The organism is Rhodococcus sp. SB1D (genome assembly GCF_048573875.1).
GTDB classification, from domain to species: domain Bacteria; phylum Actinomycetota; class Actinomycetes; order Mycobacteriales; family Mycobacteriaceae; genus Rhodococcus_F; species Rhodococcus_F qingshengii.
Map to the genome: position 1 here is coordinate 808,805 of NZ_JBMAIQ010000001.1, position 25,190 is coordinate 833,994.

Sequence of the window (25,190 nt, forward strand, 5' to 3'; positions counted from 1 at the left end):
TGGCGGTCGTTTTGTGGAAGAAGAGTTGCCGAGTCGATCGCGACGGATCCCATTTGTCTGTGATTGCGATCACGAGCGATCCGCGGGATTTCGCTGTTACGCGAAGTCACACCGGAATCGGGCCGAGTCCGCGTGTCGGTTCGCCGGAACGCTCCGTAGACTGGCAGCACTGTCGCGAAGACAGCCGCGGCGCGCACCGGTGCAGCTGTGAAGCACGGAGGGAGCGATCTCGTTGGGTGTTCTTGCCCGCATTCAGGGTCCTGACGATCTACGTCAGTTGAGCCACGCCGAGATGACGGAGTTGGCCGACGAGATTCGTGAGTTCCTCGTGCTGAAGGTCGCTGCGACCGGTGGTCACCTCGGGCCCAACTTGGGCGTCGTGGAGTTGACCCTCGCACTGCACCGAATTTTCGACTCGCCGCAGGACGCGATCATCTTCGACACGGGCCATCAGGCCTATGTACACAAGATCCTCACCGGTCGTCAGGATCAGTTCGACACTCTGCGTAAGCAGGGTGGACTGTCCGGGTATCCGTGCCGCGCCGAGAGCGAACACGACTGGGTCGAGTCTTCTCACGCTTCCGCCGCGTTGTCCTATGCCGACGGCCTCGCGAAGGCCTTCGCGCTGACGGGTCAGAATCGCCACGTAGTTGCCGTCGTCGGTGACGGCGCGCTGACCGGCGGAATGTGTTGGGAAGCTCTCAACAACATCGCGGCAGGCAAGGACCGTTCGGTGGTGATCGTCGTCAACGACAACGGTCGCTCGTACGCACCGACCATCGGCGGACTCGCCGACCATCTCTCGGCACTGCGCACTGCGCCGAGTTACGAGCGCGCCCTCGACAGTGGCCGACGCATGGTCAAGAGACTGCCCTGGGTGGGGCGCACCGCGTACTCCGTCCTGCACGGAATGAAGGCGGGTCTCAAAGACGCGGTCAGCCCTCAGGTCATGTTCACCGATCTGGGTATCAAGTATCTCGGACCGGTGGACGGACACGACGAAGCCGCCATGGAATCGGCATTGCGCCGGGCAAAGGCCTACGGCGGACCGGTCATCGTCCATGCCGTCACTCGTAAGGGCAACGGTTACGCACACGCCGAGAACGACGTGGCCGACCAGATGCATGCCACCGGTGTCATCGATCCCGTCACCGGTCGCGGCACCAAGTCGTCCGCGCCGGACTGGACGTCGGTCTTCTCGGCCGCGTTGATCGAGCAGGCTTCGCGTCGTGAGGACATCGTCGCCATCACCGCGGCGATGGCCGGGCCCACCGGCCTCGCGGCCTTCGGTGAGAAGTTCCCCGATCGGATCTTCGACGTCGGTATTGCAGAGCAGCATGCGATGACCTCGGCCGCCGGTCTTGCACTTGGCGGACTTCACCCCGTCGTTGCTATCTACTCGACCTTCCTCAATCGGGCTTTCGACCAGTTGTTGATGGACGTCGCTCTACTCAAGCAACCGGTCACAGTCGTGCTCGACCGCGCCGGGGTCACCGGAGTCGACGGCGCCAGCCACAACGGCGTCTGGGATCTTTCGCTGCTCGGAATCATCCCCGGGATCCGTGTCGCGGCACCGCGCGACGCCGACACACTGCGCGAAGAACTGGACGAGGCACTTCTCGTCGACGACGGCCCAACCGTCGTTCGTTTCCCGAAGGGCGCTGTACCCGAAGCGATTCCGGCCGTGAAGCGACTCGACGGAATGGTCGACGTTCTCAAGTCCAGCGAGGGTGAGCGCGGCGACGTGCTCCTCGTCGCGGTGGGCCCGTTTGCATCCCTGGCACTCGAGATTGCCGAGCGGCTCGACAAGCAGGGCATCTCGGTTGCCGTCGTCGATCCGCGGTGGGTTCTGCCGGTCGCGGATTCGCTGGTGAAGATGGCGGACAAGTACGCCCTCGTGGTCACCATCGAAGACGGTGGTCTGCACGGCGGCATCGGTTCGACGGTCTCGGCCGCGATGCGGGCAGCCGGAGTGCACACGTCGTGCCGCGACATGGGCGTTCCCCAGCAGTTCCTCGATCACGCCAGCCGCGAGGCCATCCACAAGGAACTCGGACTCACGGCTCAGGACCTCTCCCGCAAGATCACCGGCTGGGTGGCGGGGATGGGTAGCGTCGGCGTCCACGTCCAGGAAGACGCGTCCTCGGCGTCGGCTCAAGGTGAAGTCGCGCAAGGCTGACAGCTCGTCTCACGATAATCTTCACTACGATCTCGAAAAGCGGTGGCCCACGGATCAATCCGAGGGCCACCGCTTTCGGTGAAATCGTGAGAGCTCGCTACTGGACGGATTCGAGTGTGCTGCCTCGCGTTTCCTTCACGAACCTCAGGACGACGAACAGCGACAACACTGCCATGACGGCGTAGCCGGCGTAGGTGTACGACAGATTCCAATCGGCCAGTGCCGGGAACGTCCAGGAGACCAGGAAGTTCGCGACCCAGTTGGTGGCGGTCGCAATTCCGACTGCTGCAGCACGCACGCGGTTGGGGAACATTTCGGAGATCAACACCCAGACGACCGGGCCCCAGGACAAGGCGAAGAAGAACACGAATGCGTTCGCCCCGATAAGAGCGATAGTGGCATTGGCTCCGGTCAGTGTGGCCACGGATTCGCCGATCTCGTTCTTGGTCACTGTTGCCGAATGGAAACAGAACGCTGCGGTGCCCAGTGAGATGGCCATACCGGCGGAACCGACCAGCAACAACGGCTTTCGACCGACCCGGTCGATGACGGCGATGGCGACGAACGTACCGACGATGTTGACCAAGGCGCTCACGACGCTGATCAGCAGGGACCGGTCGGCGCCGAATCCGACCGCCTGCCAGAGGGTGCTCGAGTAGTAGAAGATCACGTTGATACCGACCAACTGCTGCAATGCGGCGAGTGCAATACCGACCCACACCAGATGGGAGACCCCGAGCCGCTTCGAGAAGAGTTGGCGGACTGTGGTCTTGGCTTGCTTCTCCGTCAGAGATTCGCGGATCTCGTTCATGCGTTCGGTGACGGCGTCGTGATCTCCACCTTCGAGATCGGAGATGATCTTGCGAGCACGATCGTCCTTGCCCTGCGCCACGAGGAACCGTGGAGATTCGGGAATCGTGGTTGTCATGATCAGGTACAGGACTGCGGGAACCGCCTCGAGCATTAGCATCCACTGCCAGGCTTCGAGGCCTGCGATCTGATTGCGATCACCACCGGCCGCGGCCTGGAGGGCGTAATTGACCAACTGCGACACGGCGATTCCGAGAACGATCGCCAGTTGGTACATCGAGCCGAGACGTCCGCGAATCGCGGCGGGGGAGATCTCCGCGATATAGGCCGGGGCGATGACTGACGCGAAACCCACTGCCAGGCCGCCGACCACGCGCCAGAACGTGAGGTCGTAGACGCTGAACGGAATTGCGGAGCCTACGGCGCCGATGATGAACAACACCGCGGCTATCTGCATGACGCGGATGCGGCCGAGTCGGTCGGCGAGTGTGCCTGCGATCCAGGCGCCGAGTGCTGCGCCGAGCAGAGTCAGTGAGACCGTGAGCCCGGTGCCCGAGGCGCCGATGTCGTACTTGTCTCGGATCGCACCGACCGCCCCGTTGATGACTGCGGTGTCGTATCCGAACAGAAAACCGCCGAGCGCGGCGGCGCCGGCGAAGAGCACTGCATGTCCGACGTCGGCGCGAGTAGCGCCGGATCCACCGCCGGAGGCGGTTCCGCTGAATGCCATTCCTGCCCCCTCAAAGGCCCTACGGTCGACACCCCGATGCGCCGATCCATCCGCGAGCACTCTGCACGCTACGCCCACCCGGGCAGATTTGGCGGGGACTCACGCGCCGTTACCCAGCTGAGTCCATTCCCGCAGCGAATCAGCTGGACACAGTGATGTCGTATTGATTGCAGTTATTATGCAAACAATATGGTAAGTGCAGGTGAGGGCGCTTTACTCGCCCGAGAGACGCTCGGCTTTTGCTGCGATGTCTTCGAGATCCTTCGCCACGAATTTCCGGGTCACCCGCCTCTCCGGCGAGCCGTTCGATACGGATCACGCCGGAGAGGGTTGTCGGGAAAATCTCGTTTCTAGGCGGAGGCGCGCTTTGCGGCTTCGCTCAACGTCGGTGTGATCTGGCCGAGGACCCACGGCGTGCTCAGGACGTTGACGTTGCTCAGTCCGCCGATGACGCGGGTGTCGCTGAGGAATGCGGTGGATCCGCGTTTGACCGCGTCGAGTCCACCGACTGCGGGTATGCCGGACGGATCGCCGGAGCCGTCGGTGAAGCCGACGATCACGTCGGCGTCGATGTCGGCGATGTTCTCGTAGGAGATCGTCTTGAAGAACGATCCACCTGCATTGTCCGCGGCGAGCTTCTCGACGCCCGGCGCGTTGACGAATCCGAGTTCAGTCAGCACCTGGACCCGCGGATCAGTGGGCAGATAGACGTTGATGTTGCTCGAATCGGTGTCGAAGTTGACCACTGCCAATGTCTTTCCGGCGAACTCCGGGTGGGCTGTGGCGGTATCGGCGAGAGTCGCGTCGAGGCCGTCGACGAGCTTGTCGGCCTCTTCGCTCTTGCCGACTGCCTTGCCGACGATGCGGGTCTGGTCCTGCCAGGATGTCTGCCAGGCCGCGCCGGGGTAGGCGGCCGTCGGTGCGATCTTGCTCAGTTGGTTGTAGACGGATTCCTCGAAGCCCTCGTACGGCGCGAGGATGACGTCGGGGGTCAACGACGCGATGGACTCGATCGGCGGTTCTCCGCTGGCCGGCATGTCGAAGAGCGTTGTCTTGTCCGCGTCGAAGTAGTCCTGCGCCCACGGCATGACGCCGTTGTCGTCCGCGCCGTAGGTGTACTTGGGCTGTCCGACCGGAGTCAGATCGAGTGCGTACAGGATGTCCTGCGCGTTCCATCCGAGGGTGACGAGGCGCTCGGGCTTCGAGTCGATGGTCGTGGTGCCGAAGGTGTTCTCGATGCTGACGGGGAATCCGCCCGTACCTTGGGATGGCGTGGATGTGCCTGAATCCGAGGAGCACGAGACAAGTGCGGTGACCGCGATTGCAGCCGCACCGAGGGCAGTGAAGCCCCGAACAGAAGTTTTCATGAAGGGCAGCCTAACCTACTGAATTTCGGCAGCCAAACGAAACCGATTGTGCCGTTTATGCAGGTGGGAGTCGGATCTGGACCGCGTTTCTCAGTGCACCATTTCGGTGGGCAATACTTTCCTCGTGCGATCACAGCAGAAGATTCTCGGCGCCGCCCTCGAACTGATCGAAGGTGGCGGATTCGAGGCTGTGAACATTGCCGCAGTTGCCACCGCGGCCGGTGTCTCGCGCCAGACGGTGTACTCGATTTTCGGCACACGTGAGGAGGTCGTCTCCCAGGCGATGGGCGGTCTCGCTGTCGAGGTTCTCGGGGAGATCACGGCACAGGTGGAGTCGGTCGACACGGCGTGTGATTACGTCGTCGAATTCATCGTTGCCGCGCGAACTGCCGTGCGTGCTCACCCGGTGCTCGCGACTCTGCTCCTCGCCGAGCGGGGAAACCCTGTCTTCGATCTCGAAATGATGAGTCGAGCAATACCTTTCGCTGGTCAGATGCTCACCCCTATGGTCGAACGTGGCCTCGCCACCGAGGCGGAGTTGGATGAGATAGTGGAAATTGCCGTGCGACTGGGGCTTTCGGTTGTTGCATTCGACAGTGACCTCGTACATTCCGACGACTCCTTGCGGGCCTTTCTCTCGAGGTGGCTCGGGCCCGCAATCCGGTCGACCTCGTAGTTCCTCGCCTGCTCCGCCAAAACCTTGACACTCGAGCGTCAGAGTGTCTAGTTTTGGCGTGCCCGGAATTCTCTGGCGACATTCTTCGAGGGAGCACCAGTCATGTCCGGAGTGAAACGCAGATCGTTCTTGGCCGGTACGGCCGCCGTGGGAGTCGCGATGATGGCGCCACGCACTGCCAGGGCTGCAACAGGGATTCCGCTGACACGTGAAGTGCACCGTGTCGTGGTTATCGGATCGGGGTTCGGCGGCGGGGTGACGGCACTTCGCCTGGCCGAGGCGGGGGTTCCGGTCACTTTGCTGGAGAGAGGGATTCGGTGGCAGACCGGGCCGAATGCCGAAACTTTCCCGCACCCCGCCAGCCCGGACAAGCGCATCCTCTGGCATCAGTCCAACCCGACTCTGTTCGGCAGGCCGGCGATCTTCGAGCCATACGCGGGTTTGTTGGAGACGGTGACCGGTGAGAACATGACCGCGATCTGCGCAGCCGGTGTGGGCGGCGGATCGCTTGTGTACCAAGGGATGACGCTGCAACCGGAAGAAGCGGTCTTCAACACGCACTTTCCGGAGGAGCTCGACTACGCACGAATGGACCGCGTCCATTACCCGCGGGTGGCGCGGATGCTGCAAGTGGAAACTGCACCAGACGAACTGATTTCCAGCCCGAACTACGAGGCGGCACGTGTATTCGCGCGTAACGCAACGCGTTCCGGTCTACCCGTGTCGAAGATTCCGATGCCGATCGACTGGAACTACGCGTTGGCCGAACTGAGGGGTGAGATGAAGCCGTCTTACACCAACGGTGACGGCGCGCTCGGTGTCAACAACGGTGGCAAACATTCGGTGGATGTCACCTACATTGCGGCAGCGGAAGCGACCGGATTGGTGAATGTGGAGACTCTGCACCAGGTCACCGATGTCGAGCGGGCTGCCGACGGACGGTGGCGCGTGTACGTGGACCGGACCGACATTTCCGGCAACATTCTCGAGAACAAGATCTTGACGACGGATGCGCTCGTCATGGCTGCCGGCAGCATGAACACCACCAAACTCCTGGTCCGCGCCGCGGCAACGGGGCGGATCACGGATCTGCCCGACGAGCTCGGCGCAGGGTGGGGGACCAATGCCGATCGGATCTACATCTGGTCGGATCTCGCCGAGAATTTCGGCGCGACGCAGGGCGGGCCGGTCGTCTACGGCAGCCGGAACTGGGACGACCCGCATAACGCGTTCACCGTCATTCAGGCGTCGTTCCCGCCAGTGGCGTTCGACGCTCACAGCACGGTGATGGTCGGATTCGGGGTCAGCAGCGACCGGGGTCGGTTCGTGTACGACTCAGCGCGAGGCGAGGCGGTGCTCCGTTGGCCGAGTGATGGCGACTCTGCGATCCAGCAAGGCCACATCGGACCTGCGGCCCAGCAGATCGCGGCAGGAGGACTGCTCACCGATACGAACGCGATACTGCCGTCCACGTGGCATCCCCTCGGTGGTGCCTGCATGAACTCGGTGTGCGATCTCGATGGGCGGATTCTGGGCCAGCGGGGGTTGTACGTGCTCGACGGCGCTCTGCTGCCGGGAAACTCCGCTGCGTGCAATCCGTCGATGACCATCGCCGCCGTCGCGGAGCGTGCGCTCGAGAACATCGTGAAAGACGATGTGGGAACCCTATTCTGAACCTGCGCAAACGCCACGGACGGCGTACCCGAGGGCACGCCGTCCGTGACGGGTCGATCGACTGACTCAGACGCTGGCAACACCGGGCGCGAGGAAGCGCTTGCCGTTGACGGCCTCGGAGGTACCGGTCCGGTCCAGGTACGGCGTGATGCCGCCGTTCCAGAATCCGAATCCGCCGCCGAGCAGCAGGCAGAGGTCGATGTCCTCGGCTGCCGCTACGACGCCCTCGTCGAGCATGATCTGAATTTCCTCGGCAAATGCACGACGTGTGCGCTCGAGGACCTCTTCCGAGGTGGACACCTTGTCACCCTGCGGCCACAGTGCGGCGACCTCGGGGTCGACGGCCTGACCGTTCTCGCCCCAGGTCCACACGCCGGGCTTGCGGGCCTCGACGAGTGCTTCGAGTCCGGGTGAGCTCTTGAACCGGTCCGGGTACGACTCCTGCAGGGTCTCACCGGTGTGCAGTGCCACTGCGGGTCCGACGAGGGCCAGCAAGGTGAACGGCGACATGGGCATGCCGAGTTCGGCGATGGCATTGTCTGCGACGTCGAAGGGGGTGCCTTCGTCGACGGCGGACATGACCTCACCCAAGGTGCGGGTGACGAGGCGGTTGAAGACGAAGCCGGCCTTGTCGCCGCAGAGGACGGCGGACTTCTTCAGCGACTTCGCGGTGGCGAAAGCCGTTGCGAGAGTGGCATCATCGGTCTTGCTGCCCTTGATGATCTCGAGGAGGGGAAGAACGGCCACCGGGTTGAAGAAGTGGAAGCCGACCACACGCTCGGGATGTTCGAGGCCGGACGCCATCTCCGTGATGGAGAGCGAAGACGTGTTGGTGGCGAGGATGGTTTCGGGAGCGATGAACTGCTCGAGTTCCGCGAAGACCTTCTTCTTGACGTCCATGTTCTCGAAGACGGCTTCGATGACGAAGTCGGTCTTGGCGAACGCGGCCTTGTCGAGGGAGCCGGAGACGAGCGCCTTGAGGCGGTTCGCAGCGTCGGGGGACAGGCGTCCCTTGCCCTGGAGCTTCTCGATTTCGGTGTGGACGTAGCCGACACCCTTGTCGATGCGTTCCTGGTCGATGTCGGTCAGGATGACCGGCACCTTGAGCTGGCGGACGAAGAGCAGCGCGAGCTGGCTGGCCATGAGGCCGGCGCCGACGATGCCGACGCCGCTGACCTTACGAGCGAGCGAGCGGTCGGGTGCTCCGGCGGGACGCTTGGCGCGCTTGTTCACCAGATCGAAGGCGTACAGACCCGCGCGGAGTTCGTCCGTCAGGAGGAGGTCGGCAAGAGCCTCGTCCTCGGCCGCGAAGCCCTTGTCGAGCGAGGCGGCATCGGTGATGTCGGTGCTGCGAGCCAGTTCGAGCAACTCGACGGCCTTGACGGCGCCGGGAGCGTTGCCCTTGGTCTTGCCGTCGACGATCGCCTTCGCACGAGCGATCGCGTCGTCCCAGCCCTGGCCACGATCGATCTCGGGGCGAGCGGGTGTCACTTTGCCGGCGAGGACCTGCGACGCCCAGGCGAGGGACTGCTCGATGAAGTCGGCGGAGTCGAGAACGACGTCGACGACGCCGAGTTCGAGTGCCTTCTTGGGGGAGAGCACCTTGTTCTGGTTCAGCGAGTTCTCGATAACCACGGTGACGGCGTTCGACGGGCCGACGAGGTTGGGGAGCAACTGCGTTCCGCCCCAACCGGGGACCAGACCGAGGAATGCTTCCGGAAGACCCAGTGCGCCCGCATTGGCGGCAACCGTGCGGTAGTGGCTGTGCAGTCCGACCTCGAGGCCGCCGCCCAGAGCGACACCGTTGATGAAGGCGAACGTGGGAACGGACGACTCACGCAGGCGTCGGAACACCTTGTGACCCAAGCGGCCCAGCTCGAGTCCCTGCTCACGAGAGGTGATCGCGGGAACACCCTTGAGATCCGCGCCGGCGGCGAAGATGAACGGCTTGCCGGTGACGGCGATGGCAACCGGGTTGGCGGCAAAGGCTTCGTCGAGGGCGGCGTCGAATGCTGCGAGTCCGCCGGGACCGAAGGACGACGGCTTGGTGTGGTCGAAGCCGTTGTCGAGGGTGATCAGTGCAAACGGGCCCTCGATGCCGGGGACCGAGATGATCTTCGTGTAGGCGTTCGTCACGACCTCGTCGGCGAATGCTGTTGCAATATCAGACATTTAGTTAACTCCTGCCTGGTAGTCAGCGTGGTTCGGGTTCTCCCAGATGACGGTGCCGCCCATGCCGAGGCCGATGCACATGGTGGTCAAGCCGTAGCGCACGTCGGGACGCGTCGCGAACTGGCGGGAGAGCTGCGTCATCAGGCGAACGCCCGAGGAAGCGAGGGGGTGGCCACACGCGATGGCGCCGCCCCACTGGTTGACGCGCGGGTCGTCGTCGGCGATTCCGTAGTGCTCGAGGAACGCGAGGACCTGAACGGCGAACGCCTCGTTGATCTCGAAGAGTCCGATGTCCTCGATCTTGAGGCCGGTGCGTGCCAGCAGCTTCTCAGTGGCGGGAACCGGGCCGATGCCCATGACGGCGGGGTCGACGCCCTGGTAGGCGAAGCCCACCATGCGCATGCCGACCGGCAGGCCGAGCTCGGCTGCGGTGTCCTCACCGGCGAGCAGTGCTGCGGTGGCACCGTCGTTGAGTCCGGCTGCGTTACCGGCGGTGATGCGTCCGGCCGGGCGGAACGGCGTCTTGAGCTTCGCGAGATCTTCGACGGTGGTTCCGGGGCGCGGCGGCTCGTCTTCGGTGGCCAGACCCCAGCCCGCGGAACTGCGGGTGGCGACGGGGACCAGGGTGTCGGCGATGAAGCCGGCCTTCTTGGCAGCGTCGTACTTGTTCTGGCTGTTGACGGCGTAGGCGTCCGTGCGGTCCTTGGTGATGGTCGGGAACCGGTCGTGCAGGTTCTCGGCGGTGTTACCCATCACGAGGGCGCTCGGGTCGACCAGGCGGTCGGCGAGGAAACGCGGGTTGGGGTCTGCGCCCTCACCCATCGGGTGGTGACCCATGTGCTCGACGCCACCGGCGATCACGACGTCGTACTGGCCGAAGCCGATGCCCGACGCGGTGGTGGTGACGGCGGTCATCGCGCCGGCACACATGCGGTCGATGGCGAATCCGGGAACGGTTTCGGGGAGACCGGCGAGGATCGCAGCGGTGCGGCCGATGGTCAGGCCCTGGTCACCGGTCTGCGTGGTGGCTGCGACAGCAACTTCGTCGATCCGTGCGGGATCGAGCTGCGGGTTACGGCGAAGCAGCTCACGAATCGCCTTGACGACGAGATCGTCTGCGCGCGTGTCGGCGTACATGCCTTTCGGGCCGGCCTTGCCGAACGGGGTGCGAATGCCGTCGACGAAGACGACGTTGCGTTGGTTGTTTGTGGATGGAGCCACGCGAATTCCTCCTGATGGAGCTGCCCACCGCACCGAAGGGCGGTGAGACGTTGGTTCGGCGATCACGGCCAGGCGTCCGGCCTCGTATCGAGCGTACTACTGCCCATTACTGACCGGTAACTTAACGTGCCGAATTGCTCCAACCTCACACCGGGGTCAGGTCAGGATTCCGGCTCTTCCACTTCGGGCTCGGCCGGGACCACGGAGTTCAGTGCCTCGGCGAGGACGGGAACGGTCAAAGTGCGTTGCCAGCCACGTGCGCCACCGGAAGTGAGCTTGGTCTCGATCGCACTCTCGACTTCGGCGATGTCCGAGTCGGGTTCCAGTTTCCAGTCCCAGCACAGGCGCCTGACCAGGTCGGGTTGGAGCAAATTCTCCACGGGCACCGAAACCTCTTTGCTCAGGTCCGACAGTGCTGCGCGCGCCGCGGTCAACCGATCAGCCGCCGCTGGATCCTGGCGGGCCCAGCGGCCGGCAGCGGGCGGCCCGACGATGGGCGGGGTTTTCGGCGGAAGCTCGCTGTCGGGGAGCCTGCGCGCGGCTTCCAGTGCGTCCATCCAAATACGCGAATACCGGCGTTGACGTGGTCCGCCGAAGACGGGAAGCGAGCGGAGCGCATCCAGCGACCGAGGATCTTTGAGAGCGGCATCGATGATCGCGGAGTCAGGAAGAACCCGACTCGGAGACACGTCGCGCTTGCGTGCGAGATCCTCGCGCGCCTGCCACAGCGCCCGTACCGCCGCCAACTGACGGGTGGTCTTGAGTGAGGTGATGTGCGACGTACGACGCCAGCGGTCCGGTTTGGGCTTGGGCGGGCCGGCCAGACGGATGTACTCGAACTCTTCCTTCGCCCACTCGAGTTTGCCTTGGGATTCGAGTTCGGATTCCATTGCGTCGCGCAGTTCGAGAAGCACTTCGACGTCGAGGGCGGCGTAGTTCAACCAGGCGTCCGGCAGCGGACGTGTCGACCAGTCCGCAGCCCCGTGACCCTTGCGAAGTTCCACTCGCAGGGTTCGTTCCACGATCGCGGCGAGTCCGACTCGCTCGAACCCGGCCAGTCGTCCGGCCAGTTCGGTGTCGAACAGCTCGGCCGGCGTCAGGCCCAGTTCGGCGAGGCCGGGGAGATCCTGATCGGCAGAGTGCAGCACCCATTGCAACGGGTTGATCACCTCGGCCAACGGCTGCAGGTCTTGCGCTGTCGGAATCGGGTCGAGAAGGAACGATCCTGCTCCTTCGCGGCGAAGCTGGATCAGGTACGCCCGTGCCGAATAGCGGAATCCGGATGCGCGCTCGGCGTCCACGGCGAGCGGGCCGTGGCCGGAGGCCAGCGCGGCCGCGGCGTCGGCGACACCGGCGGCAGTGGTGATGACGTCCGGAACTCCGTCACGCGGAACGAGCAGCGGAACTACGTCGGAGGTGGGCTCGGTTGCATCATCGGTGACTTCGGACATGGTCACTGACTCTACGTCGCAGTCGGGGCCGGGGTTGTCACCTCAGCGTCGAACAGTTCGTCGAGTGCGGCTCCGAAACCTTGCGCGAGCTGGTCCAATTCGGGGGCCAGATCGGAGCAACTGACGATGCCGACGTCGAGTTTTCCGTCGAGAGACATCACCGTCACGTTGAGACCTGCTCCGTGAAAGATCGGGCCGAGCGGGAACATTCCCTTGATCTGGGCACCGAGGAAGTAGAGCGGGACCGGCGGTCCAGGCACATTCGACACGACCAGGTTGGACACGACGGGGTGACGCTCGGCGAGTTTGAGCGACGAGTACACGCGCATGGCGGCGCCGAACACCGCCGGCGAAGCGAACTGCGACCAGTCCTGGAGCATGTTCGCGCCCAGAGCCTCGTTGTGATTCTTCGAGGTGGCGTTGTAATCGCTGATTGCGTGCAGGCGTTCGACCGGATCGGCGATCTGGGTGCCGAGTTGCGTGAACATGCCCGAGATCTGGTTCGTGCCCGGACGATCGGATTTGCCGTGGACCGACACCGGCACCATGGCGACGAGGGAATCCTCCGGCAGCTCGTCCCGGTCCTCCAGATACTTACGCAGTGCCCCGGCGCAGAGCGCGAGAACCACGTCGTTGACCTTGACCCCGTGACGGTCCTTGACGGCTTTGACCTTCGCGAGATCGAGTTGGCTGAACGCGACGTTGCGGTGACCGGTGATCGCGCCGTTGAACGAGGTCCGCGGCGCGGTGAACGGAGCAGGCATCGCTTCACCCTTTCGTGCACGCGTCACCCACTTCGGGAGCATGGCGATTCCGCCGGGGACCAGACGGGCAATTCTTGCGGGTCGGGCGATGACGGCCATGAGTCCGCCGATGGCGATGTCCAGCGTTCCCGCGTCGCCCGCACCCTGTGCGGTGGGATCCACGAGCGCCGGTGAATCCGGTTCGAGACTGCACAGCTGAGCCAGGATGTTCGCGCCGGTGACACCGTCGGCAGCGCTGTGATGGATCTTCGACATGACGGCGATCTGTCCGTCGGCAAGTCCCTCGATGACCCACATCTCCCACAGCGGTCGGGAACGATCCAGCGGTTGGCTCGCGATGTGTCCGGCGAGCTCTGCCAGTTCCGCGTGTGTGCCGGGAGCAGGTACCGCGGTCCGGTGGCAGTGCCGCTCGATGTCGAAATCGTGATCGTCGACCCACACGGGGTAGTCGAGATTGAGACGGGAATCTTTGAGTTTGCGCCGGAAGGTCGGCATGGTGGCCATCCGCGAGTCCAACTCGCGAAGCAGCTTCCGGTAGTCGTAGCCGCCCGGGATGGTCGTGGGGTCGAGCAGGACAAGTCCACAAACGTGCAATAGCTGGGTCGGTGTTTCCAAGTAGAGGAAGGTCGCGTCGAGTCCGCTGAGACGTTGCATGACTCATTCTAGAACAGGTTCTAGTATTTTTCCGGGGGAATGCTCAAACGAATAGCAGAGTCAGTCGTTCTGCCGCGACAGCGTGGTTATCCCGGCAGGCGGAAGCCCCGCCGCGTACGCGAGAACCTCGCAGAAAGCCTCGACGTGGTGAGCCAATTCGGACGAAGTTGCAGTCCAGGACGCTCGCAACTCCAGTTGATGGGCTCGCGGAGGCCCGGCGATGTCGCCGTACCGCACGGAAGTTGTGGCTGTGACCGTACCGCCCAGGGCCACAAAAGGTTCCGGTCCGGCCTCCAAAGCGTCCACCAGCCAACTCCAGGCTACTTCGGGAAGTAGTGGATCCGCGGCGACGGCTTCGTCGAGATCGGCCTGGATGTACGCCACCAACCGCATGGTGCCGTTCCACGCCTCGTCGCCGTCCGGATCGAACAACAGGATCAGGCGGCCGAAAGCGTCACCTTCGGACTGCTCGGCCACGACGTCGGAGTCCGGGTGGAGAACCTCAGCCCCCACCGCGTGGCTGTACGGAGCGAGACGCTGCGGCGGGCGGATGGGACCGACCTCTATCTCGGGCCGAACCCGCGCAGCGGTCATCGCCTCCACGGCGGCACGGAACTCGGCCGGGTCGGCTGTCGATCCGGATGTCGTCACAGGTCAGGACGTTAGTCGGGGATGCGGGCGGGGAGGTGGAGGCGCGCCGACCGAGTGTGGCTCGGGTGTGTGGCCGCTCACGAACCGCTCGGGTGTCCGATCCCGAGTGTGGGACGTGGCAGCATTGAGTCGATCGAAGACACACGTTGGCGGAGAGCGCGAGGACTGATGAGCGGGTTGGACAACATGAATTCAGGCATTACCGGGTCGGCGGAGTACAGCGCTCGGCGAGTCTTGCCCGACGCACCGTTGCTTGCCGCGGCGACCGGACGCACTCCGAGTCGACGGCCGGTGTGGTTCATGCGTCAGGCCGGGCGTTCGTTGCCGGAGTACCGCGAGATCCGCGCCGGGATCGGCATGTTGGAATCTTGTTTCGATCCGGCGCTGGTCTGTGAGATCACGATGCAGCCGGTGCGCCGTCACGACGTGGACGCGGCAATCCTGTTCTCGGACATCGTCGTTCCACTCAAAGCCGCGGGAATTGATCTCGACATCGTTGCCGGCGTCGGACCGGTGGTCGCCAATCCGATTCGCTCCATCGCCGACGTTGCAGCACTCCCGCGACTGGTCCCCGAAGAGGTAGGCGCAATCGCACAGGCCGTTCGGCTTCTCACCACCGAGTTGGGCTCCACGCCGCTGATCGGCTTTGCCGGAGCGCCGTTCACTCTGGCGTCGTATCTGGTCGAAGGTGGTCCGAGCCGGAACCACGAGAAGACCAAAGCGCTCATGCACTCCGATCCGAAGACCTGGCACGCGTTGCTCGGAAGTTTGGCCGACACCACGATCTGCTTCCTGCAGGCGCAGCTCAAGGCGGGCGTCGACGCGGTCCAGCTGTTCGACTCGTGGGCCGGCGCGCTCTCGCTGGCCGATTATCGGGAATTTGTCCTGCCGCATTCCGAGCGAGTGTTCGCCGAGGTTGCCGCTGCCGGCGTCCCGCGTATCCACTTCGGTGTCGGCACCGGTGAACTTCTCGGCGCGATGGGGGAGGCAGGCGCCGACGTCGTGGGTGTCGACTGGCGGATTCCGCTCGACGTCGCGGCTGGTCGTGTCGGTCCGGGTAAGGCGCTGCAGGGCAATCTCGATCCCGCCGTACTGTTCGCGGGCCCCGAGGTGATCGATCGTGAGGTGCGCCGGATCGCCGCCGAAGGGGACCGCGCGATCGAGGCCGGTGCCATCGGCCACATCTTCAACCTCGGCCACGGAGTTCTTCCCGACACCGATCCCACGGCGATCACCTCGGCGGTGGAGCTGGTGCACTCGCTGTGACAACGACTCGGCCGTCGGTCGCGGTGATCGGAGGCGGAATCTCCGGTCTGGTTGCCGCGTACCGGCTTCGGCGCAGTCTGGGCTCCGAAGCGGACATCACGATCGTCGACGACTCACCGCGGCTGGGCGGGAAGCTGCGAACGATTGATCTGGGCGGCGGACCGATCGACATCGGTGCCGAGGCTTTCATCGCTCGTCGGCCCGAGGTTCCCGCGCTTCTCGCCGAGCTGGGACTGACCGATCAGATCGTCTATCCCGCGGGCCTGAGTCCGTTGATCTGGTCTCAGGGCTCACTGAATCGGTTGCCGACCGGAACCCTGATGGGAATCCCGGCTTCGGCGGAGTCGGTTCGAGATCTTGTCGACGAGCAGACCCTGGCGCGCATAGCGGCCGAGGCCGGCGTCCCGCTGGAGTGGACCCGCGGTTCCGATTGCAGTGTTGCCGAACTGGTTTCGCAGCGATTCGGTGATCAGGTGGTCAGCCGATCGGTGGATCCGCTTCTCGGTGGGGTGTACTCGGGGCTGGCGGAGACCATCGGCGTGCGTGCAGCTTTGCCGACACTCGCTGCGGCCCTCGATGCGGGCTCTCGGAGCCTCACGGATGCAGTCGCAGCCGCATTGCCGACGCCTGCACCGGGGCCGGTGTTCGGAGCGCTCAGAGACGGGTACGGCATCCTGCTCGATGCGCTGCAGCAGGCCGCCGACGCGACCTTCGTCCGCGGCGAGGCTTCTGGGTTGCGCAGCGACGGGGCTGGTTGGAACGTCGATCCGCTCGGAAGCGTCGACGCGGTGATTCTGGCCGTCCCGGCGCCGCGCGCAGCGGCGCTGTTGGCCGGAGTCGATGCGGATGTTGCGAGTACCGTCGCTCGGATCGAACTGGCGTCGTCCGCGGTGGTGGCGCTCCGGTTGTCCGGGCAGGTCGAACTTCCGCAGAATTCAGGGATCCTGGTAGCCACCGACGCCGACCTGACCGCCAAGGCGTTCACGCTGTCGAGCCGAAAGTGGACACACCTCGCTGATCGCGGTGAGCACCTCGTTCGGGTGTCGTTCGGTCGATTCGGTGCATCGGAGATCGTCGACCGGCCGGATGGTGAGTTGATCGACTTCGCGCGCGCCGATCTCGAGACCGTGACCGGAATCACCGAGGAGCCAGGCGCGACCTTCGTACAGCGGTGGCACGGAGGTCTTCCCCAATACGCCCCAGGTCACACGAAAATCGTGGCTGAAATCGAGTCCGGGATGACGCAGTTCGACGGCCTCGCCCTGGCCGGGTCGTGGCTGCACGGCGTCGGGGTTCCGGCGTGTGTCGCAGTCGGCACGACGGCGGCTACACGGATATTCGAGCGAGTGGCACGATAGACCCATGGCACGCCTTGATTTCGACAAACTGAACTCTGAAATCCGTTACCTCATGTTCTCCGTGTTCCAGGTGGAACCCGGTGTGCTGGGCGATGATCGGGAAGCTGCGGTCAAGGACGCCCGCTTGTTCTTCGAGGGTCTCGAAGACAAGGGCGTCGTGGTTCGCGGGATCTACGACGTCGCCGGCCTGCGCGCCGACGCGGACTTCATGATCTGGACCCACGCGGCCACCATCGAGGAACTGCAGGCCGCGTACGCGGATTTCCGTCGCACCACCGTCCTCGGACAGGCCAGTGCTCCCATCTGGAGCAACTCGGCGGTGCACCGCCCCGCGGAGTTCAACAAGAGCCACGTGCCCTCGTTCATCGCGGGTGAGGATCCGGGCGACTACATCTGCGTCTACCCGTTCGTCCGCTCGTACGAGTGGTACCTGCTCCCCGACGAGGAGCGTCGCAAGATGCTCGCCGATCACGGTATGGCTGCTCGTTCGTACAAGGACGTTCGCGCCAACACGGTCCCGGCCTTCGCCCTGGGGGACTACGAGTGGATTCTCGCGTTCGAAGCACCCGAGCTCATTCGTATCGTCGATCTGATGCGCGATCTACGTGCCACCGAAGCTCGCTTGCACGTTCGCGAAGAGGTGCCGTTCTTCACCGGCCCGCGCGTGGACATCGAGAAGCTGGTCCTTTCCCTTCCCTGATCTGCTTCGAAAGTAGTTCCTGTGACAACTGCACCGAACCGGCGTCGTCAACACATGTCCCATTGGGGAATGTTCACCGCCGAATCGGTCGCCGGCGAGGTGACCGCCGTGCATCCGTACGAGGGTGATGCGAATCCTTCGCCGATGCTCGGGAACCTCGCCGGTTCGGTGCGCAGTCGGGCTCGTGTTTCGGGCCCGGCGGTGCGTCGGGGTTGGCTCGAGAACGGGCCGGGTCCCAGCGACCGACGTGGAGCCGACGAATTCGTCTCGATCTCCTGGGACGAACTGACCGAACTCCTCTCGCGTGAACTGCGTCGCGTGGTCGACGCGCACGGAAACAACGCGATCTTCGGCGGCTCGTACGGCTGGGCCAGCGCCGGCCGATTCCATCACGCGCAGAGCCAAGTTCACCGATTTCTGAATCAGCTGGGTGGATACACCAAGTCAGTTCACAGCTACTCGCTCGGTGCCACCGGCGTCATCATGCCGCGTGTGGTCGGAACGCACTGGAAGTTGTTCGCGCGCTCCACGTCGTGGGACGTCATCGCGAAGCACTCCGATCTCCTCGTCTCGTTCGGGGGAGTGCCGATCAAGAACACCGGAGTCAATGCCGGTGGTACGAGTGATCATCCGACGCGCGGGGCGCTCGACGCGTTTCGTGGCCGCGGCGGAAAGATCGTCTCCTTCAGTCCGTTGCGTGACGACGTCGAGGGTGACTGCGAGTGGATCGCACCCGTTCCGGGAACCGACGTTGCAATCATGCTTGCCCTGGCGTTTGTCCTGGCGTCGGAGGACCTGCACGATCGCGATTTCCTGGGCCGTTTCTGCGTCGGTTACGAACGCTTCGAGGATTACCTGCTCGGACGTTCCGACGGTGTACCGAAGGATCCGCGCTGGGCGCAGAAGATCTCCGGTGTGTCGGCGGAGTTCATCACCGACCTGGCTCGGAGAATGGTGTCTGGCCGGACGCTGGTGACCGTCACGTGGTCGTTGCAACGCATCAAACACGGTGAACAGGCACCGTGGATGGGCGTGACACTCGCAGCGATGCTCGGCCAATTCGGGCTTCCGGGTGGAGGTTTCGGGCACGGCTACGGTTCGATGAACGAGCCGGGTCTGGCTCCGGTGCCGTATCCCTTGCCGACCTTCTCGCAAGGTGTGAATCCGGTGTCGGATTTCATTCCGGTAGCCGCGATTTCCGACCTGCTGCTTTCGCCCGGGGAGGAGTTCGATTACGACGGCCGACGCTTGACCTATCCCGACATCCGGTTGGTCTACTGGGCCGGTGGCAATCCGTTTCACCACCATCAGGATCTCCCGAGGTTGCGACGGGCATTTGCGCGTCCGGACACGATCGTCGTTCACGATCCGTACTGGACGCCGATGGCCCGCAACGCCGACATCGTTGTCCCGTCGACCACCTCGCTCGAACGAAATGACCTGAGCTGCACTCGAAACGACCCGCTTCTGGTCGCGATGCAGCAGGTCGTTCCACCTTTCGAGAACTCGCGTGACGACTACGACACGTTTGCCGCTCTGGCTTCTGCGCTCGGATTCGGGGAACAGTTCACCGAGGGGCGATCCTCACAGGAGTGGATCGAGCATCTCTACGCTCAATGGCGGCCGTTCGTCGATGCAGACGGCGGCAACACACCGACGTTCGAGGACTTCTGGGCAGAAGGGCACTACCGGATGCGAACCGAAGACAACCTCGTGCTCTTCGGTGACTTCCGTGAGAATCCCGAGAAATATCCGCTCTCGACTCCGAGTGGGAAGATCGAAATCTTCTCCGAGACCATCGAGTCCTTCGGCTACGACGACTGCGCCGGCCATCCGCGCTGGTACGAGCCCGACGAGTGGCTGGGTGGACCGCGAGCCTCGCAATTCCCGCTTCACTTGATCGCCAATCAGCCCAAGACGCGTCTGCACAGCCAACTCGATCACGGCGCTGCGAGCCAGGCGTCGAAGATTCAGGGACGCGAGCCGATTCGTATGCACCCCGATGCAGCGGCCGCGCGCGGCGTCTCGGCAGGAGACGTGGTGCGGGTGTTCAACGATCGCGGAGCGTGCCTTGCTGGTGTGATCGTCGACTCGGACTTGCGGAGCGACGTCGTCCAACTTTCCACCGGTGCCTGGTACGACCCGCTCGATCCTGCCGATCCCGACTCTCTGTGCGTGCACGGCAATCCCAACGTTCTGACACCGGACATCGGTACGTCGTCACTCTCGCACGGGTGCACCGGCCAGCACGTTCTGGTGCAGATCGAGAAATTCGACGGGGCCCTGCCGCCGGTCAAGGCGTTCGATCCGCCCGTGCTTCGTTCACGCTGACGGAACCGATCGGCCACCTCTCGCGTCGAACCTCGTGAGCGCCTGAATCAGGTGTCACGATCTATCGAAGGTGGGGGCCATCGTGAGTGCAGCGGATGTTGGTTCGATGCGGGGGCAAGTCGAAGTACTTCGGGCACAGATCGATTCGATGCAGCACGTTCTGTTGGAGCGGACTCGATCGCTGGCGGACTTGCAGGAGAGGATCGCTCGAGCGACGGCGAGCGCGCGTTCGAGTGACGGCAGCGTGGAAATCGTCGTCGACGCCTCGGGGGCGGTGGTGGGAGTCGATCTCTCGGGGAGTTCTTACGCCAAGCATTCGCCGGCAGCGTTGGGGAATCTGATCCTGGCTACGGCCGCGTCTGCGGCAGAAGACATACGCCGACAGGTTGCCGAGATGACGAAGCCGCTCACGGAGGCGGCCGGAATCGACTTGCCGGACCTGGTTCCGGGCGTGCTCGGATTGCGCGAGATTCTCGAACCTCGTCCGAGCTCCACACCGGCTTCCTGCGACGAGAACTGGGACCGCACCGTTCTGAGGAGCTCCGGCAATGTCTGAGCTGGGCGTGAATGTGGCCGCGATGAAAAGTGCTGCACCAGCCTTCGCGGTGGTCGCTGCCGATCTCGACGAGGCGCGGAGCGCTCTCGACGCAGTGGTCGCCGCCGAAGAGGGTTGCTGGGGCACTGACCAGTTCGGATCCGCATTCTCAGGCGCATATGTTCCCGGTGCTGAGTCAGCAGTCGGTGGGATGACGCTGGTCGCGGGCGCGCTGCGCGAATTGACCGCCACGCTGATCGAGATCACCGATCGTTTCGAATCGATCGACACCTCGCTTGCCGACGACATGGCGGGTGGGCTCTGATGGGACTCGAGATTCCAGGCTGGTTACAGGCGGTTGCGGCGGTCGCGGTGGGCAGTGACTGGCCGCAAGGAGACGAAACGGCACTGTGGAGGTTGGGTGATGCCTGGTCAGGCGCGGCTGATCGGATCGAGGCTTCGGCCGCTGCCGGTGGTTACGGATTGCAGGCAGTACTGGCATCGATCGACGGTCGAGCCGGCGACTCGTTGTCTCGGTATTGGTCCGAGGCCGGGGGAGTTGCGGAGGTCTTCGAGCGGTTGTCCTCTGCCGCGGCCGAACTGGGTCAGTCATGCACCGATACCGGCACGGACATCGAGTACACCAAACTGTCGATCCTCGCGGCGCTGGGCGCACTGGCGCTCGAGATTGCCGCCATGGTGGCGGCTGCTGTCCCGACGCTGGGTGTCAGTACCGCCGGGGTCGTGGCGGCTGAGGTCGCAACAACACTCACGGTCCGAATGTTGTTGCAGCAATTGTTGATACGAGTGATCGAGGCTGCGGCAGTGGAAGCTGCCGCTGCCGTCTTCTCCGGCCTCGCCATTCAACTCGGGCAGATGACGATGGATCATCGCCAGTCGATCGACGGTGGCAAGGTCGTGACCGAGGGGCGCGACGGTTTCATCAAGGGACTTGCGAACGGAGGGTTGAAGACGACGCCGGATCGTGTCGGCCCTGACCCGAACCCGCTCCCGACCGGTTCGAGAGTGCAGGAGATCGCGCGGGGCGCCTTCGACGACGCGGTGTCGGGAGCGTCCGCTGCGATCGTGACGAAGGAAGTCACGGGCGGCGACGCCTCGTTGACTGACATCACTTCCGGCGCGATCGGTGGCGGGATCGGTTCCGTCAAAGACGGACTTGTCGCTCGCAACGAGGACCTGAATGCGGCCGGTCTGAGCCCGACTGCGCTGAACTGGGACTTCTGAGTTGAAAGTCTCGAATCGTGGGCTACCAGTGACACGGGGTAGCCCACGACCTGGCTACTGAGCGGGCTTGAGAACCAGCGAGATCGAGTTGATGCAGTACCGCTGATCGGTCGGCGTCGGGTATCCCTCGCCCTCGAAGACGTGACCGAGATGGCTGTGGCACTTCTTGCAGATGACCTCGACCCGGCGCATTCCGAGTGAGCTGTCTTCTTTCAGGATCACGGCATCCGAATCCGCCGGATCGAAGAAGGACGGCCACCCGCAGTGCGATTCGAACTTCTCGGTGCTGCGGAACAGTTCGGCTCCGCAGGCCCGGCAGGAGTAGACACCTTCCGTGGTGGTGTCGGTGTACTCGCCGACGAAGGGACGTTCGGTGCCGGCTTGGCGCAGGACGGCGAACTCCTCCGGGGTCAGTTTTTCGCGCCACTCGCTCTCGGTGTACGTGACCTCAGGTGTGCTGTCGATGCCATCGTGTGAAGAACTCATGCCTCCACGCTAATGCTTTGTCGCCGTTTCGGCTTCGTGGGCAGGTGAGACGGCATCGAGTGGGGGATCGAGGAGGTACGCGGGATCGATTCCCCGATCCAAACGGCCCTCTCGACGCGCGACCAGATACCGGTATCCGAGGACACAGAAGATCACGATCAGCAGAAGGCTCCAGCCGAGGGTGCTCTTGGTGTATTCGGCCGCCCGGCCGAAGGTCGGCCAGCGGTTCGACCACCAGCTGTCGAACGTCATGAAGCCGTAGACCGCAAGCCACGCCGGCCAGTTCCGCATGACCGAGTTCTTGAGTACCACGGACATCAGGAGCGGGAGCAGCATCATCGAGTAGTACATCTGGCCGAGCGAGGGCAGCAGGAACGACGCGGTCATGATCACACCGGTCGCGGTGGTGAGGAAGAAGAGTTCGTCGTTGCGGTAGTAGCGGTACAGAAGCCACAGAGAGACGACGACCATGGCGGCCAACACGACGCGCAAGAGCAGGATCAACCATTCGGGCAGACCGAAGTAAGCGCCGTTTCCGACAATCGAACTGTTGAAGTAGTCACGAGATTCGAGCAGGTACGGCACGGTGCGGCGGACGAAGTCCATCGGATCCGACGCCAGCGGCCATGCCACGACCGTGAGAATGAACGGGATGCCCAGGGCGGTGACGAACACCTTCCACTGACCGCGAACGAGTGGCAGCAGGAGCAGCGGCGCGAGAGTGGGTTTCACTGCGATGGTGAGACCGATCGCGGCGCCGGCCCACAGATCCTTCTTGCGCATCAGCAACAGGAGGAAGGCAACTTCGCCGAGCAGGACGAGGCCGTTGATGTTGGTGAACACCAACGTGTTGGTGACCGTCTCCGACATGAACGCGCCGAGCACCAGAATCGGCGCCGCGATGGAACTGATCGTCAGGTCGAACAAGCGCAACAGCAGGTAGAGAGCCACGAGAATGGCGACGGCATTGACACCGATGAACAGCCACCGTGAGCGCTCGGGATCGAGGATCGCCAGGGGGGCCATCAACAAGGAACCCGATGGTGGGTACAGGTAATGGGGGTCTACGGAGTTGAAATCTGCGGTGTAGACGTCGCGCCCGTTCCAGAACGCCAGCGCGGCGTTGTAGACCGGTCGGAAGTCATCGGTGATGGCGCCGTTGACTGCTGTGACGATGACACGATTGAGCACTGTCATCACGGCGATCGGCCACAAAACGAAGTTGACGACTTGTTGGGTTGTCCGCCCGGTACGCGGCTCGAGCTGTCGAAGGAACACTTCGGCACGGTACACCGGAGCAGGGTGTGATCGGGGGATGCACCCCTTTTCGGTCGTGGTGGACGAGCGCCCGAGTCAGGCCGGGCACACGCTTCCGTTACTGGGCAGGGAGGCGTCGCTGAGGTAGAGGCGCATCGCCTGTTGAGCGCACGTGGATTGTGCCGCCGGGTGACCCGCACCTTGCCAGTCCAGAGTTGCGAAGCGCGATCCTGCATTGGTCACGACGCCGGTGACGGTCGAGAGTCCGGAGTTCCCGACGGCCGGGTCACCCTGACCGCTCAGCACGAGGACTGGGGGCTTCAACTGATTCGGCAAGGGAGAGTTGGCGGTCGACGGCCAGCTGGCGCACGCCAGCAACCCGAGCGCGGCTTCTTGCCCGAACACCGGATAGTTGGTGCCCCACGTGTTCGCAAGCTCGCGCGCACGCCCGATGCCCGGCCATTGCATGCCGTCGGTGCATCGTCCGATGAACTGGCCGTCGCCGTCCACCTCGTTCTCCGCCCGGGCGGCGCGCTCTCGAATCGGTGAAGCGTTGCCGGTACCGAGCGCGGACAGAGCGTCGGACAGTGAGCGGGTCTCCTGCTCACGGTTGGTTCCGGCAGTCCACAGGCTGGCCGAAATCGCGTTCGACACCGCAGCGGCGGACAGCGGCTGGAATTCATCGGCTCGAGCGCGCTCCATCAAGTCCGTGACCGATTTCTTCGGATCAGGTCCGAGCGAGCACCCCAGCGCCACACATCGCTGAGCGAACGCGGTCAACGCGGCTTCCTCGCCCTGCACGCGACTCTCTGCCTCGGTGGCAGCGTCGGTGGCCACCGGAGCGGGAGAATCGAGGATCAACCTCGCGAGGTTGTTCGGGTGGGCCGCCGCATAGCTCAGCGCGATGTCCGAGCCGGACCCTGCCGACCACAGAGCGATGGTCTCGACGCCCCACCGTGTACGTAGAGCGTCGATGTCCTCGGCTGCGGAGTCGGCGCCGAACTTCAGTTCTTGAGGGTCGAGGTAGTCCGTGCAGGCAATGGTGGCGTCGTGACCGAGAGCGGCGACCGCATCGGCGGCGTCTCCGGTGGAATCCGCGTCGAACTGGCCCAGATCGTGAAGGCCGCGCCGAATTTCCGGCGTCATGCAGTCGATTGCGGTGGACCTGTCGATTCCGCGTCGATCGAGGGCAACCACGGGATGTTCGGCGAGAACCGTGTTCAAGCCGGATGCGGCGAGCATGGCCAGAGAGTTTCCCGACGAACGATCGGTGCCCGATGTGAACACGATCGGATACGCGTCGGCAGGCGTCGACGAGGTCCGAGCGCGGGTCAAGCCGGCAGTGAAGTTGCCGTCGATGGCGCCGGTCACGTCGATGGGGGCATTGAATTCCGCGCATTCGAGAATGACGCCGGCGCTCGACGCCGCGAGAGCCTGGTCGGCGAGTGACGTGCCGGTGCAGTCTCGCCACGGTATGTCATCGGTCGGGACGCCAGGGTCAACCGGCGGCGCATCGGGCGACGGTCCCTCGCTCTGGGCAGGGCTGCCGTCGGTGCGGCCTTCGACCGCGACGGCGGGCCGAAGCGACGGACCGGCGCCGCACGCACAACACGTCGCGAGGACGACGGCCATCAAAGCAACTCTGCGCATGCCGACCAGAGTG

20 protein-coding genes are annotated in these 25,190 nt (G+C 64.1%); 10 read left to right on the forward strand and 10 right to left on the reverse strand.

Going from position 1 to position 25,190, the window contains the following annotated elements:
• Nucleotides 1–232: 232 nt before the first annotated feature.
• Nucleotides 233–2,179 (forward strand): 1-deoxy-D-xylulose-5-phosphate synthase, encoded by a 1,947-nt coding sequence (gene dxs / locus ACN50D_RS03830; protein WP_007732868.1) that lies wholly within the window; start codon nt 233–235, stop codon nt 2,177–2,179.
• A gap of 97 nt (nt 2,180–2,276) precedes the next feature.
• On the opposite strand, the gene ACN50D_RS03835 is transcribed toward dxs, so the two are convergent.
• The gene (locus tag ACN50D_RS03835; RefSeq protein ID WP_007732869.1) at nt 2,277–3,719 is read right to left on the reverse strand and encodes a sugar porter family MFS transporter; all 1,443 of its coding nucleotides are present in this window, start codon (nt 3,717–3,719) and stop codon (nt 2,277–2,279) included.
• Nucleotides 3,720–4,069: 350 nt separating this feature from the next.
• Nucleotides 4,070–5,086 (reverse strand): iron-siderophore ABC transporter substrate-binding protein, encoded by a 1,017-nt coding sequence (locus ACN50D_RS03840; protein WP_007732870.1) that lies wholly within the window; start codon nt 5,084–5,086, stop codon nt 4,070–4,072.
• Between the two features lie 124 nt (nt 5,087–5,210).
• Between ACN50D_RS03840 and ACN50D_RS03845 the strand changes: the two genes are divergently transcribed.
• Nucleotides 5,211–5,762: a TetR/AcrR family transcriptional regulator gene (locus tag ACN50D_RS03845; RefSeq protein ID WP_007732871.1), complete on the forward strand. Its 552-nt coding sequence runs from the start codon at nt 5,211–5,213 to the stop codon at nt 5,760–5,762.
• Nucleotides 5,763–5,864: 102 nt separating this feature from the next.
• A complete protein-coding gene (locus ACN50D_RS03850) occupies nt 5,865–7,436 on the forward strand; it encodes a GMC oxidoreductase (RefSeq protein WP_007732873.1) in 1,572 nt (523 codons plus the stop codon).
• Nucleotides 7,437–7,502: 66 nt separating this feature from the next.
• Here ACN50D_RS03850 and ACN50D_RS03855 read toward each other — a convergent pair whose 3' ends face one another.
• From ACN50D_RS03855 to ACN50D_RS03875, 5 genes are all read right to left on the reverse strand, one after another.
• Nucleotides 7,503–9,608 carry a 3-hydroxyacyl-CoA dehydrogenase NAD-binding domain-containing protein gene (locus ACN50D_RS03855; RefSeq protein ID WP_211920247.1) on the reverse strand — a complete coding sequence of 702 codons (2,106 nt, stop codon included), beginning with the start codon at nt 9,606–9,608 and terminating at the stop codon, nt 7,503–7,505.
• Nucleotides 9,609–10,829, reverse strand: coding sequence for a thiolase family protein (locus tag ACN50D_RS03860; RefSeq protein WP_003942598.1), 1,221 nt, complete (start codon nt 10,827–10,829; stop codon nt 9,609–9,611). It lies immediately after the preceding gene.
• Nucleotides 10,830–10,990: 161 nt separating this feature from the next.
• Nucleotides 10,991–12,280: an HRDC domain-containing protein gene (locus ACN50D_RS03865; RefSeq protein WP_210378380.1), complete on the reverse strand. Its 1,290-nt coding sequence runs from the start codon at nt 12,278–12,280 to the stop codon at nt 10,991–10,993.
• Between the two features lie 11 nt (nt 12,281–12,291).
• Nucleotides 12,292–13,698: a WS/DGAT/MGAT family O-acyltransferase gene (locus ACN50D_RS03870; protein ID WP_003942594.1), complete on the reverse strand. Its 1,407-nt coding sequence runs from the start codon at nt 13,696–13,698 to the stop codon at nt 12,292–12,294.
• Nucleotides 13,699–13,758: 60 nt separating this feature from the next.
• The gene (locus tag ACN50D_RS03875; protein ID WP_003942604.1) at nt 13,759–14,349 is read right to left on the reverse strand and encodes a DUF3000 domain-containing protein; all 591 of its coding nucleotides are present in this window, start codon (nt 14,347–14,349) and stop codon (nt 13,759–13,761) included.
• A 168-nt stretch (nt 14,350–14,517) separates the two neighbouring features.
• Here ACN50D_RS03875 and hemE point away from each other — a divergent pair, with 168 nt between their 5' ends.
• The 7 genes from hemE to ACN50D_RS03910 all read left to right on the forward strand — a co-directional run bounded on the left by hemE (nt 14,518) and on the right by ACN50D_RS03910 (nt 21,784).
• Entirely contained in the window at nt 14,518–15,615 is a 1,098-nt protein-coding gene (gene hemE, locus ACN50D_RS03880) for a uroporphyrinogen decarboxylase (RefSeq protein WP_030536874.1), read from the forward strand.
• Complete coding sequence (locus tag ACN50D_RS03885) at nt 15,612–16,973, forward strand: protoporphyrinogen oxidase (protein WP_165638346.1); 1,362 nt, start codon at nt 15,612–15,614, stop codon at nt 16,971–16,973. Before hemE ends, ACN50D_RS03885 begins: the two co-directional genes overlap by 4 nt.
• Nucleotides 16,974–16,977: 4 nt before the next feature.
• The gene (gene hemQ / locus ACN50D_RS03890) at nt 16,978–17,673 is read left to right on the forward strand and encodes a hydrogen peroxide-dependent heme synthase (RefSeq protein WP_003942644.1); all 696 of its coding nucleotides are present in this window, start codon (nt 16,978–16,980) and stop codon (nt 17,671–17,673) included.
• A 54-nt stretch (nt 17,674–17,727) separates the two neighbouring features.
• Nucleotides 17,728–20,004, forward strand: a complete 2,277-nt coding sequence (locus ACN50D_RS03895; protein ID WP_211920587.1) for a molybdopterin guanine dinucleotide-containing S/N-oxide reductase — start codon at nt 17,728–17,730, stop codon at nt 20,002–20,004.
• 82 nt (nt 20,005–20,086) lie between these two features.
• Nucleotides 20,087–20,560, forward strand: a complete 474-nt coding sequence (locus tag ACN50D_RS03900; protein WP_223304570.1) for a YbaB/EbfC family nucleoid-associated protein — start codon at nt 20,087–20,089, stop codon at nt 20,558–20,560.
• Nucleotides 20,553–20,864, forward strand: coding sequence for a hypothetical protein (locus tag ACN50D_RS03905; protein WP_003942588.1), 312 nt, complete (start codon nt 20,553–20,555; stop codon nt 20,862–20,864). The genes ACN50D_RS03900 and ACN50D_RS03905 overlap by 8 nt, the downstream gene beginning before the upstream one ends.
• Nucleotides 20,864–21,784 carry a hypothetical protein gene (locus ACN50D_RS03910; RefSeq protein WP_211920245.1) on the forward strand — a complete coding sequence of 307 codons (921 nt, stop codon included), beginning with the start codon at nt 20,864–20,866 and terminating at the stop codon, nt 21,782–21,784. Before ACN50D_RS03905 ends, ACN50D_RS03910 begins: the two co-directional genes overlap by 1 nt.
• Before the next feature lie 54 nt (nt 21,785–21,838).
• Here the strand turns inward: ACN50D_RS03910 and msrB are convergent, their stop codons facing one another.
• Genes msrB through ACN50D_RS03925 form a run of 3 tightly spaced genes read right to left on the reverse strand, consistent with a single transcriptional unit; the run spans nt 21,839 to nt 25,177 of the window.
• Nucleotides 21,839–22,270, reverse strand: a complete 432-nt coding sequence (msrB, locus tag ACN50D_RS03915; protein ID WP_003942631.1) for a peptide-methionine (R)-S-oxide reductase MsrB — start codon at nt 22,268–22,270, stop codon at nt 21,839–21,841.
• A gap of 9 nt (nt 22,271–22,279) precedes the next feature.
• Nucleotides 22,280–23,563 (reverse strand): glycosyltransferase family 87 protein, encoded by a 1,284-nt coding sequence (locus ACN50D_RS03920; protein ID WP_054828358.1) that lies wholly within the window; start codon nt 23,561–23,563, stop codon nt 22,280–22,282.
• 60 nt (nt 23,564–23,623) lie between these two features.
• Complete coding sequence (locus ACN50D_RS03925; RefSeq protein ID WP_211920243.1) at nt 23,624–25,177, reverse strand: alpha/beta hydrolase; 1,554 nt, start codon at nt 25,175–25,177, stop codon at nt 23,624–23,626.
• Between the last annotated feature and the right edge of the window lie 13 nt (nt 25,178–25,190).